At 53.9% G+C, this 11238-nt stretch carries 11 protein-coding genes and 1 pseudogene; 5 read left to right on the plus strand and 7 right to left on the minus strand.

What is annotated here, in order from left to right; all coding sequences use genetic code 11:
• Nucleotides 1–107: 107 nt before the first annotated feature.
• Nucleotides 108–1094, minus strand: a complete 987-nt coding sequence (locus tag QQ91_RS20745; protein WP_166283598.1) for a WD40/YVTN/BNR-like repeat-containing protein — start codon at nucleotides 1092–1094, stop codon at nucleotides 108–110.
• Between the two features lie 268 nt (nucleotides 1095–1362).
• On the opposite strand from QQ91_RS20745, the pseudogene QQ91_RS20750 reads away from it, so the two are divergent.
• The 4 genes and pseudogenes from QQ91_RS20750 to QQ91_RS20765 all read left to right on the plus strand — a co-directional run.
• Nucleotides 1363–1569: pseudogene (locus QQ91_RS20750) on the plus strand (transposase); the annotation flags it as partial.
• A 603-nt stretch (nucleotides 1570–2172) separates the two neighbouring features.
• On the plus strand, nucleotides 2173–3876 hold the full coding sequence (locus QQ91_RS20755; protein ID WP_166283614.1) for a protein adenylyltransferase SelO: 1704 nt from the start codon (nucleotides 2173–2175) through the stop codon (nucleotides 3874–3876).
• Between the two features lie 131 nt (nucleotides 3877–4007).
• Complete coding sequence (locus QQ91_RS20760; RefSeq protein ID WP_166283600.1) at nucleotides 4008–4265, plus strand: hypothetical protein; 258 nt, start codon at nucleotides 4008–4010, stop codon at nucleotides 4263–4265.
• 202 nt (nucleotides 4266–4467) lie between these two features.
• Nucleotides 4468–6159 (plus strand): serine/threonine protein kinase, encoded by a 1692-nt coding sequence (locus QQ91_RS20765; RefSeq protein WP_166283602.1) that lies wholly within the window; start codon nucleotides 4468–4470, stop codon nucleotides 6157–6159.
• A 46-nt stretch (nucleotides 6160–6205) separates the two neighbouring features.
• On the opposite strand, the gene QQ91_RS20770 is transcribed toward QQ91_RS20765, so the two are convergent.
• Nucleotides 6206–6424, minus strand: a complete 219-nt coding sequence (locus QQ91_RS20770) for a hypothetical protein (protein ID WP_166283604.1) — start codon at nucleotides 6422–6424, stop codon at nucleotides 6206–6208.
• A 111-nt stretch (nucleotides 6425–6535) separates the two neighbouring features.
• Between QQ91_RS20770 and QQ91_RS20775 the strand changes: the two genes are divergently transcribed.
• Nucleotides 6536–7255 carry a hypothetical protein gene (locus QQ91_RS20775; RefSeq protein WP_166283606.1) on the plus strand — a complete coding sequence of 240 codons (720 nt, stop codon included), beginning with the start codon at nucleotides 6536–6538 and terminating at the stop codon, nucleotides 7253–7255.
• Here QQ91_RS20775 and nei read toward each other — a convergent pair.
• From nei to QQ91_RS20800, 5 genes are all read right to left on the minus strand, one after another.
• Nucleotides 7245–8114, minus strand: coding sequence for an endonuclease VIII (nei, locus tag QQ91_RS20780; protein WP_166283608.1), 870 nt, complete (start codon nucleotides 8112–8114; stop codon nucleotides 7245–7247). The two genes, QQ91_RS20775 and nei, sit on opposite strands and share 11 nt — an antisense overlap.
• 48 nt (nucleotides 8115–8162) lie before the next feature.
• A complete protein-coding gene (locus QQ91_RS20785) occupies nucleotides 8163–8621 on the minus strand; it encodes a DUF29 domain-containing protein (protein WP_166283610.1) in 459 nt (152 codons plus the stop codon).
• Nucleotides 8622–8775: 154 nt separating this feature from the next.
• Nucleotides 8776–10101 carry a hemolysin family protein gene (locus QQ91_RS20790; protein WP_250833428.1) on the minus strand — a complete coding sequence of 442 codons (1326 nt, stop codon included), beginning with the start codon at nucleotides 10099–10101 and terminating at the stop codon, nucleotides 8776–8778.
• Between the two features lie 5 nt (nucleotides 10102–10106).
• The gene (gene rph, locus QQ91_RS20795; protein WP_166283612.1) at nucleotides 10107–10823 is read right to left on the minus strand and encodes a ribonuclease PH; all 717 of its coding nucleotides are present in this window, start codon (nucleotides 10821–10823) and stop codon (nucleotides 10107–10109) included.
• Nucleotides 10824–11006: 183 nt separating this feature from the next.
• The coding region (locus QQ91_RS20800; protein WP_236096239.1) for a hypothetical protein at nucleotides 11007–11238 on the minus strand (232 nt) is incomplete at its 5' end.

Consider the following 11238-nt stretch of genomic DNA (forward strand, 5'->3'; position numbering starts at 1 on the left):
CCAGGATCAACCCTGGTTAGAGCACTCTCCCAAAAAATACATTTTTCTCAAAACTGTCCCGCCTTAAATTGGTAGCCTTCAGAACCTCCTCAGATCTGATGGGACGTTTAAGCCATCACCAGACATTGAATAGGGGCCAATCCCGTTGCTATGGACTTCCAACTCTGACCCGCATCCGTAGACCTAAAAATTTTGCCTTCTCGGGTACCAAAGACCGCGCAAGATCCGGCTGTGGCTAAGGTGCCGGTATTGATATTGCTTGGAAACCATTCCGGTAGCCCTTGCTGACATTTCTTAAATCCACCAGGCTGATCCAGAGGACGATGATAGAGAGCCGCCCTATCAGTATGGGGTCCAGTGGAAGCAGACATCAGGACGATTTCGCCACAGACAGCAACAGCCCGAGCATAGGCTCCATGCAAATTTTCGCTGTCAAAGCACCAAGTCTCCCCTTTTTCTTTGCTGATGGCTAATCCCTGAGCGGTCGCGGCCAGGACCCAATCAGGTCGGCCAGGTACAGTGCAGACTTCATGTACATCGGCATGGAAATCGATGGTTGGTTGCCAGGTTGCCCCCCCATCATCGGAACGCAAAATACCGCCCACATGGACGTTGACGTAAAGGATGCCGGAAGGGCTGATGGCAAGTGATCTCACGTCCGGTGGGTCGCCCCAAGGCGTATACCATTCCTCCCGTTCCTCGATGGACTCAAAGCAGTTAATTCGTTTGAGATCACCCTCTTGTACCCGCAGCAGGCAGGCACTGGATGTCCCCACCAGCAGAGACTCTGCAAAGGGGAATAGGCAATGCAACTCTCCCTCACTGACCGTCGTAACTTGATGCCACTGGTGTTCAAGATCACGCTGCCAGATTGCGTTTCGGTCGGTAATGGCCCACACGGTGTTTGAACCAGAGGCCAGTGCCGTAATGTCATACCCTAAAAGCTCAACCTGCGGTTCCGGGCTGAGGGTTACCAGGCCGTTTTTGGTTCCAGCAATGAATTGGGCGTGTAGTCCTGCATCCTCACCATTCAGTGAATCTTTCGGAGTTTGTTGAGGGGGGTGTATCCCTGATCGTTGGGCGAAGTTAGTCATGATCTGAACTCCTTAACCGGTCCAGCATGGGTTCGGTGATCCACTGACGGCGATATTGAGTGCAAGCGACCCAGTGAAAGTGAATGCCGTAAGAGCACTGATAAAGGGACTGTAATGGTTGAGCCATGACAGGTGACTAAAGTTTATGATGACTCTATGATAGCTCTGGCGTATGAGCATAGGCTGAAGCCGACTAAGCAGCAAGCCGAACAAATCGACCAAGATTGAGAGCTGTGCCGCAAGGTCTGGAACTACGCGCTGAGAGAGGGAATATTGTCTTTCCACCTCAGACGGTCTTCAGGTTGAGCGGCCTAAGTTTTTGGTAAATCTGCGACGCAAGCTGAAATCGCTGCAACGCAGGTTAAAGCGGAAACAAACGGGGTCAGCCAACTGGAAGAAGGCCCAAATCAAAGTGGCGAGGCTGCATGAACGGGTTGCCCATACCCGCCAAGACTGTCACTGCAAACAGGCTCACAAAAACACCAAATTTGTCGCCGCTGTATCCTCACCCGGTGCGGAAAGAAAGGGCTCACTCCTGTCAGATCCGCGATGGTCTCCGACCGGCTGAAGACCATCACCTTCACAGTCCTGCACAACACCCCGCTGTCGTTCAGTTGCTGGCCATCGCTGTTCCGGGAGTGAGACAGCAGTAGGGGTGAGTCCCCGTCCACGGGTAGCTCCTGCGATCGCCCCTCATTCTCCCTCCGCCATTCCGCTAGCGATCAACCCCTGCACTGGAAGCGGATCGCTCCCCTCAACACCATTTCTCTCTCGTCTGTTGTCAGATCTCCCGCAGAGGTTACGACCTGCCAGTCCATCAAAGCTGAGCCAACTTCTCCAAAGAGGCCTGCGGATAGAATCGGAGAATTTTGGTCGCTAAGACCGAAAAATGCCTAGCAGCCTAACTCTAGACTAAATCGCTTTCGAGTTATGGCCGGATGCGCCCGAGTTATCGTTCCCTCAATCCCCCTTATTGAATAAGTCAGCTAGCCTGGAAAACTCCACATTGAATATGCTAGCCTCTGCTAAGTCCTCTATTAAACCTGAGTTTTTCCCGACAATACCGGCGCTAGCAACAATGTCCTATCCATCTAAACCATCTGCTGAGCCCTGCGTAACGACCTTCGATGAGTTCGTACGACTGGCGGATTATTCTCTGATGGACACCTTGAATGCCGACCCTGACGCCACCGGAGAGGGGGATGATCACCGTGCCCGTCAGGTTTTCTCTGGTCACTTCGTACCGGTGACACCGACGCCGCTTGCAGAACCAGAATATGTAAGCCATAGCAGCACTTTTTTTAAAGAACTTCGGTTGAGCGACGATCTGGTATTTAATGAACAATTTCGCCAGATATTTTCTGGTGATATCTCTGCGACGCATGAGCCTATGCGAAAGGTGGGATGGGCAACTGGCTATGCCCTGTCAATTTATGGCACCGAATATATCCAACAATGTCCATTTGGTACCGGTAATGGTTATGGCGATGGTCGGGCGATATCTGTATTTGAAGGAATCATCAATGGCCAGCGCTGGGAAATGCAATTGAAAGGTGGCGGCCCAACGCCTTATTGCCGTGGTGCCGACGGACGCGCAGTCTTACGTTCAAGTATTCGTGAGTTTCTGGCGCAAGAATATATGCAGGCCCTAGGGGTTCCAACATCGCGATCTTTGACCCTGTATGTTTCTAAATCTGAGACCGTGACCCGGCCTTGGTATTCTCAAGACTCCCACTCCACTGATCCTGATATTTTGGTGGACAATCCTGTCGCCATTTCAACTCGCGTTGCACCATCCTTTTTGCGGGTTGGTCAGCTAGAGTTATTTGCCCGTCGCGCTCGCAGCAATGCTCATCCAAGGGCCTTAGAAGAGTTGAGTATGATAGTTGCGCATCTCATTGAGCGAGAATACAAAAGCGAGATTAATCAAAACCTTGGTTTTGCAGATCAATTGGTTGAGTTGGCTAAGTTATTTCGCCAGCGTCTTACTTCACTGGTGGCCAATTGGCAACGTATTGGTTACTGCCAGGGTAATTTTAATAGTGATAACTGCGCCGCTGGCGGCTTTACCCTCGATTATGGGCCCTTTGGGTTTTGTGAAATTTTTGACCCTGAGTTTCAACCTTGGATTGGCGGCGGCAAACACTTTTCATTCTTCAATCAACCAATCGCAGCAGAAGCAAATTATCATATGTTTTGGAAAGCTGTGAGACCGCTACTTGCAGAAAATGCTGAAGCTTTAGAACCTTTCGACCAAGTGCGCCGTGGCTTTGCGGAAGCCATGCAACAACAAATCCAAAAAATGTGGGCAGCCAAACTTGGCTTGACTGAATATCACCCAAAGCTATTTCAGGGATTAATGCAGTTAATGACCCACTCGGCGGTGGATTACACTATTTTCTTCCGCGAGTTATCTCACATACCCGACGATCTCTCAGCCTTGAAAAAGAGCTTCTACGTTAAAACTTCGCAACCACTCGACGAGCAATGGCAATCTTGGCTAGAAAGCTGGCGCGATCTCGTCATGAACGACGGCAACTTGGCTGAAATATCAGCAAATATGAAACAGACTAACCCAAAATACACATGGAGAGAGTGGTTGATTGTCCCCGCTTACAACCAAGCCATGCAGGGGGACTACACATTAGTTAAAGAGTTGCAAGAAGTCCTTAGCTATCCCTATGATGAGCAATCACCAGAAGTAGAAGAGAAATACTATCGTCTAAAACCCAAGGCATTTTTTAACACTGGTGGTGTGTCGCACTATAGCTGTTCATCTTGATTTTGAATCCTGCGTTTCGCTGGTCGACACCTACGCAGGCAATCCCTAGGCCCTGCAAACCGCTGCAGCCACAATCCGCGACCTATTTCAGGGGCGGATAGGAACCTGGCTGAAGCAAGAGAATTGGGTCTATGGCAACATTCGTCGGCTGCTTGATCAGCAAGGGGCAGCGCCCAACGGACTCGGAAACCCAGGTTATCCAGTGGCTCGCCTCCCAGTCCCATGGGATTCCCCTGGTCCATATTCAGCGCGCCCTCGCCGCGGATCTGTCCGCTTGTGAAGTGCTCGAATCGATCCAGTCCCTCTGGGGGCGATCGCTGCTGGAGATTGAACCCGACGGATTTCAGCTGCATCGCTCCCTTCGAGGCTATCTTGATCGTAATTTCTAAGCGTTTGCCAGAAGCCCTCTGGGACCATGTCAGGCGAATTTTATTCCTGGGCACAATAGAATTGCTCATCCTGTTCGCAGGGCGCTCCAGGGCAAAAACTATCCAGCAATGTGTCCCACTGGACGGGTTTTTCTTAGAGTGCGGGCCTAGCTAGGTCCGTGGAGCCATAAAAACAGTCTCCAAAATTGCTTGAGATGACTCTATGACGCTACTGGATCGATTCTTCAATAAAAAGTCTGTTGAGGGGGCTGGGGGCTCTGACCTCAACGAACTAGAGCTGCGACCAGGCCAGCTTCTGGCGAATCGATACTTGCTTTCGGACATGATTGGGCAAGGCGCCATGGGACGGGTATTTCGAGCCGAGGATAAACTGCTGGGGGTTAGCGTGGCGGTAAAAGCCATGGCTCAGAACCTGCTCAACCAGCAAATGATTGCAAAATTTTCGCGGGAAGCGCAAATGGGCGCTTTTTTGGGTCATCAAAATGTGAACATTGTTCGCGTCCTGGATTACGGGGTTCACGAAAATCAGATTCCCTTCTACGTCATGGAATACATCTATGGCGTGACCCTAGAAGCTGAGATCGCCCGCACGCCCCTGACGGTTCCCCGCTGTCTGAAGCTCATGGAGCAAGTTTGTGCCGGACTGCACAGCGCCCACCAGGGCGTGCTCATCGATAATCGGCTTTACTCCGTCATTCACCGCGACCTGAAGCCAGGCAATATCTTTATTACCCATAACCCCAGCCTGGGAGAGCTGGCTAAAATTCTGGATTTTGGGATCGCGGAATTTTTCCACCCTGCCCATAAGGCGGAGGAGCACCGGCCCATGGGCACCCTGGCCTACAGCTCCGCAGAACAGCTCCAGGGTCAGCGCCTTGAACCCACGGCGGATATTTACAGCCTGGGCGTCACCATGTTTGAGGCCCTCACGGGGCATCTCCCCATTCAGCCGGAGACAAATACGGTTCCGGCCTGGATCCATGCCCACAGCACGCAGCCCCCCCGGCTGATTCGGGATGTCTCACCTGGGCTTGAGATCCCAGAAGCCCTGGAGGATATTATTCTTCGCTGCCTGGTCAAAGACCCCAAAAAACGTCCGCAGCGGGTGCAAGCGGTGCTCGACACCCTCAAAGCTATTTCTCAGGATCTTGGGACGGCTTCCCCCGTCTACGCAGCCACTGCCCCTTCCCACAGCGATATTCTGGATGAAATTTTCGGCACCGTCGATTCTGCTGCATCCTTGTCCTTTAGCGGCTCCATCGCCACCAAAACCCTGGCTGACGCCTCGGCTTTCATCCCCAAAAGCAGCAACTCTATTCCTGACTCAGCAGTTCAGGGCAAGCCTGCACCGCGTCAGGAAGCCATTCCTGAGTGGGCGATCACCCTATCTTGGCCCAGCGATAAGCCCATCGCCGAAATTGTGTTTGCCAAGTTTATGCACCTTCCGGATCAAGAAGGGGTTGGCCTTTGGGCGATGCTGGCCAATGCCAAAATTCAGCAGCAGTTTTTGCCCCATCGTCATATTGAGTTCCTGGTGGAGCTAGATCCCCATCCCATGCTGGCCTGGGTGACGGTGCTCTACAACGACAATGGAAAAATGCGCTCCTTACCCTGCTTTTTGGATTTAGCGGAGTCCCAGTGGCAGGGGATGTTGACCACCCTGATTCAGCAGGGGGAATATTGGTTTATTCTGTACGATGCTGCGACCCCTGACCGGCCCATTCAGGTGTCTTCCCTGAAGCTCAGCGCGGCCCAGCGACAGCAGCTTCAGCAGAGTTTGACCGCAGCGAGTCAGCGCCAGCACAGCCGTATGCCCCAAATGAGCAAACAAAAGCTGAGGGATCGCTATCAGCAGCTGAAGGCCAGTCTGCCAGAGAAGCTGGCGTCTCGCTAAACTGGAATGCGCGGGTTCCGTGAACCAGAAGTTTATTGAAATCAGTCTAGTGAAGTTGATCTTGATAGAGCAACTTTAGAAGCTGATCGAGTTCATCGGCGGGGCAACAGTCCACCAAGGCGCTAAAGATTTCCGAAAGCTTTGCTGCCGTTTCTCCCAGGGTTGGACTCATATCCCAGACATCTTGCACCCAGACCTGGGGACTCTCTTCGTCAAAAATGAGACGCTCTAACAGCTGCTTGGCTTCGGGATGGGATAGGGACATGGGGAGAGGGGATGGGATTGCCCGTATTTTAATGGCAAATCCGCGCGGGCTCAACGGCTGGGGTTGGACCGTGGCGCTAGCATAACCCTTGGTGCCTAGACTAGATGTTCCATGACCCCACTCAAGTTCTCCCATCCTCCGATCCTGGCAGTACTGCTGGGCCTCCTCACCGTCCTCTACATCGGTCTGCTGCTACTCGCTCCCGCGGGGTGGCTGCCGGGCGACCCCGTCTGGGCCATCCGTCCCGCCACCGTTCAGGAAATCCTGGATGAGTCTTTGAATTTTTTCTTTGTGCTACCTTTGCTCAATCGCCTGGGATTTTCCGCCCTGCCAGCAGCATCGGTTCATCCCACCCTGCAAGCCCTCTTTAACTTCGCAGAGGGCTGGATCTTCATGTTTTTGCCGATCCTTTCGCTGGATCCTCGGGGGCGGAAGCTACCGACGCTGTTCATCTGGAGTCTGGCCATGTTTTTAACCAATGTCTTTTTACTCCCCTACATGGCCCTGCGATTATGCCAAGCCCCAGAATTGGAGCCGATCCCAAAAGGTAAACTGGCAAAACTGTTTGGGGCAATTGGCTTTGGAGTGGGCCTCCTCGCGGTGGGCTGGGGAATCTGGGTAGACCCGGCCAGTGGGGGGTATGCAGATCGCTGGGCTTTCCTGGGAAATCAGGTGCTGACGAACCGGTTGACCCTGGCCTTTTGGGTCGATTTAGTCCTGTTCTATGGATTTCAGATCTGGCTGATGGGGGCCATTATTCCCCCTGGTGAGCGATCGCGCCCCTTGCGACTGATTCCCTTCTGGGGGCTCGCCCTCTGGCTCATGCTCTAACGTCCCTAGCGACTCCATCGGCCTTGCGGTCCGAGACGGAAAGGGGTTGACAGGTGGGGCACCAATACAGTCTTCGTCCTCCCAGAATGGCCTTGATAACCGGATCCCCGCAGCGGTGGCAGGGCTGGCCCTGACGACCAAAGACCCAATGGCGATAGAACCAGCGGGGTTTCCCCTCGGCCTGGAGAGCTTTGGCCTGCTCTAGGTCGTGGGTAATTCCCTGGTGTTGGTAGGATTGCCAGGGCACGGAGAGAGTAGCGGCGGCCAGGGCCTGTATCTGGGCCTGGCTACAGTCTGCTGGACGCAGAGTGGGATGCAGGCCAGCCAGGAACAAAATTTCACTGCGTAGATAGTTTCCCAGCCCCGACAGACACTGCTGATCTAAAAGGAGTGTGGCAAGGCGGCGGCGAGCAAAGGTGCGGGATAAGAGGCGATCGCTCACCTGCTGAGGAGTGGTTTCTGGATCTAAAACATCGGGTCCCAAGCGGTTGAGAAAGGGGTGCCCGGCCACTTCATCCTCCGTGAGCACCATAATGTCTGAGGCGCTGTAGAGCAGAGCGGATTTCTGAGCCGTATGGATCGCCAGTCTCAACTGTCGCCGGGTCTGGGGGAAACTTTTTGCCCGCCGCACGTACCAAACTCCGTAGAGCTGATTGTGGGTATACACCGTCAGACCGTTGGAGAAGCGCGTCAGCAAGGCCTTTCCCCGCGGCTGCACCTCAATCACCTGCGCCGCCCCCAGGCAAGACTCGTAGGACTTGAGCGATTCAAAGGCAAAGTAAATTGAGGTTAGCGGCTGATGGACAATGGCTCTGGCAATGCGGTCGGCTGCGCGCTTGATTTCTGGACCTTCTGGCATAAACGATGGATCTGGACCCTCTTGTCCCCCTCTGCACATGTCCCCATTTTAATCTTGATCCTCTGCCAGAAGGTCCTGGAGGCTCCACTTACAGGTCCTGGGAAAAATAGCCGGTCGCACTCCTTCGGTTTGCGCAACATCTAGACGGGCCTGGGCGTATTCCTGGGCCAGGATCGCTTCTAGGTGATCTCGCAGGGAGGGGGAATCAGCCAGAATGCGCCGGATGTGTTCACGGCTATCTTGAATGGTGCTATGCCAAATTCCATAACGCGGGCCGGGCCTCAATCGCGGAAACTTGCGCCGTTCTGGATGGCACTGCCACCTGAGCTGATAATACAGCATCCGTTTGAGGTGAAATCCCAGATCCCGTTTGTCTCGCTTTGCCACGGCCTTCAGCTCCTCAATGAGATGGTGGGTATCGAGCTGATGAAATTGAGCCGTCTGGATGGCCCTAATTTGAGCCTCCAGCCACTGATGGTAGTCGCGGTCATAGGCGCTAAACTTCACGAGGGGAGCGGGTAGGGGTTCAAATTCGGGTCGTGTTTTGATCTAGTGGATAGGATGTTCTGCGGGTAGGGTGGATGAACTCCACCGGGGAAGGTGGGAGAGGGATCTAGCCGCCATGTTCTCCTGGATCATGCCCCCTTGAAACCGGAATCTTTCAACTCTCTGGACCGTCAAGTTCAGATCGTTTATGAATTTTGACCCGCAGTCCCTCCTGCATAACCTCTAGCTGAATGTCATCAAACTGGAGGCGATCGCCAGGTTCTGGGTAGCGATCGAGTTCCTGGAGAAACAGACCGCGCAAGGTCGCAGCTTCATCCCTGGGCAGGGAAATGTGCAGCTCGTGGTTCACCGTTGCCAGGCTTTCCCGCAGGTTAAAAATCCCGCTGGAATCATCCAGTCGCTTAAAGGCTTGCTCCTCTGCCGCGTCATATTCATCCCGGATTTCACCGACAATCTCTTCCAGGACATCCTCCAGGGTCACCAGTCCGGCGGTGCCCCCAAACTCGTCCTGAACAATGACCATATGCAGGCGGTTTTGCTTCATTTCCCGGAGCAGATCGGTGAGCGGCTGAGTTTCCGGAATGAAGCGCACGGGGCGCACCAGTTCGCGTAGCTGGGGCTGGTTTTCTGTACATTTCGCCGAGAGGCCCACCAAGTCCTTCACATGGAGGACGCCAATGACATTGTCCAGATCTCCCTGACAGACGGGAAGACGGGTGTGGGCAAATTCCGAGGCGATGTTGAGCACGTCTTCCATCATGGCCCCGATGGACACATACTGAATCTGGACCCGAGGCACCATGATCGCCCGCGCAGTCAGAAAGCCTAATTCCACTGCGCCATGGATAATTCGCTCCTCTTGAACCCCGACGGTGCCCCCCAGCCGGGCGGCCTCGACCAGGGCCTTAATTTCCTCCACCTGGATGATGGCCTCCTCATCCAAGGATCCAACGCCAAATAGGTGTACGACGGCATTGGTGGTGAAGGATAATAGCCGCACGATGGGGCGAGTGAGGCGTTCAATCCAGCTAATCACCCCCACGGAGTTCAAGGCGATCGCCTCTGCATTGCGCAGGCCAATGCGTTTGGGCACCAGTTCCCCCAGCACCAAGCTGATAAAGGCAATGATCACGGTGACTAAAATGAAGCTGACACTGGGGCCAAGATTCCCTAACCAGGGAGTGAGCACCGAGGCTAGCGGAGTGGAAAGCTGCGAGGCCGCGGTGGCGGAGGTAAAGAATCCCGCCAGGGTAATGCCCACTTGAATGGTGGCTAGAAATCGCGTGCTGTCGCGGGTGATCTTCTGAATCATCCGGGCACGGCGATCGCCTTGGTCTGCCAGGGTTCTCAGGCGGATCGGGCTGAGGGACACGACGGCAATCTCAGCGGCCGCAAAAAATGCGTTCACCAAGATTAGAATCAAAATAATGCCGAGTTGAGTGGCAATGCCCATTGTGGTTTTAATGACAAATAACAGCAATTATATTAGGACAGAGCCTGCTGCTGGGCTGCCATCAGGGCAGCAATGCCCACCTCGGCTTGGTCGAGCATGGCGTTGAGCTGCGATCGCGTCAGGGTTCCAGACTCAGCGGTCCCTTGTACCTCCAAAAGCTCCGCGTTGTCCGTCATCACCACGTTGAGATCCACCGAAGCAGCCACATCTTCCGGATAATTGAGGTCTAAATAGGGATTACCGTCAATCAGGCCCACTGATACCGCTGCCACGGCCCGGCGCAGGGGCGATTGGGAAAGATCCCCAGCAGCCAGCAAGGTGCCAATGGCGTCCACCAGTGCCACGTAGCCGCCTGTAATGGCGGTGGTGCGCGTGCCGGCATCGGCCTGCAAAACATCGGCATCCACCGTGAGGGTGTACTCTCCCAGGGCCGTCAGGTCCAGGGCTGCTCGCAGACTCCGGCCAATTAAGCGCTGAATCTCCTGGGTGCGCCCCGACAGACGGAGATATTCGCGCGCTTGCCGCTCGGGTGTGGCCCCCGGCAGCATTCGATATTCAGCCGTGAGCCAGCCCTGGCCTGAATCCTTGAGAAATCGAGGAACCCCCGGCTGAATGCTAACGGTACAAAGCACCTGTGTCTCGCCGGACTTTGCCAGAACCGATCCGGCGGCAAAGCGGGTAAAGTGACGCTGAAAGGAAATGGGGCGAAGTTGGGCAGCCTGTCTGCCGTCGGGACGTGACCAAACCATAGCTGTGCTTTGTTCTCCTGGAAATTCGTGGATGCCCCATCATGCCATAGGACTTCGACATCTCAAAAAAGCGATGAGTGCAGCAGGTTAGGTAGGGTTCAAACCCTCACTCAGCAGGGGTGATCCTGGAGAGCCACCCATTTATGTTCTGTTGTCAAATTGAATGTATTATCTTGACCATCATTAAAATATGCCTATCCGGTGGCATCCTTCAAGAAAGGCCACTTTCAAAAAGTTGCTGTTTGCCATTGGATCTTTTTCAGCTTGCTTTTGAACGGTAGTAAGTGTAGCCTCTGGTTCAATACCGTGCTCATCGCGGAAAATCCTGATCTGCTCTAGGGCACCTCGAAAAATTGCTTTAGTGACATCAAGATGGGATCCTAGAGAGCAGATATCACGCTGGAAAAGCTTGGGA

The organism is Lyngbya confervoides BDU141951, from assembly GCF_000817775.3.
Lineage (GTDB): Bacteria > Cyanobacteriota > Cyanobacteriia > Thermosynechococcales > Thermosynechococcaceae > Lyngbya > Lyngbya confervoides.

Bases quoted from the DNA above. Each gene is read 5' to 3' on its own strand.
- QQ91_RS20745 (WP_166283598.1), bottom strand. From the start codon at position 1,094: ATGACTAACTTCGCCCAACGATCAGGGATACACCCCCCTCAACAAACT.
- QQ91_RS20755 (WP_166283614.1), top strand. From the start codon at position 2,173: ATGTCCTATCCATCTAAACCATCTGCTGAGCCCTGCGTAACGACCTTC.
- QQ91_RS20760 (WP_166283600.1), top strand. From the start codon at position 4,008: ATGGCAACATTCGTCGGCTGCTTGATCAGCAAGGGGCAGCGCCCAACG.
- QQ91_RS20765 (WP_166283602.1), top strand. From the start codon at position 4,468: ATGACGCTACTGGATCGATTCTTCAATAAAAAGTCTGTTGAGGGGGCT.
- QQ91_RS20770 (WP_166283604.1), bottom strand. From the start codon at position 6,424: ATGTCCCTATCCCATCCCGAAGCCAAGCAGCTGTTAGAGCGTCTCATT.
- QQ91_RS20775 (WP_166283606.1), top strand. From the start codon at position 6,536: ATGACCCCACTCAAGTTCTCCCATCCTCCGATCCTGGCAGTACTGCTG.
- nei (WP_166283608.1), bottom strand. From the start codon at position 8,114: ATGCCAGAAGGTCCAGAAATCAAGCGCGCAGCCGACCGCATTGCCAGA.
- rph (WP_166283612.1), bottom strand. From the start codon at position 10,823: ATGGTTTGGTCACGTCCCGACGGCAGACAGGCTGCCCAACTTCGCCCC.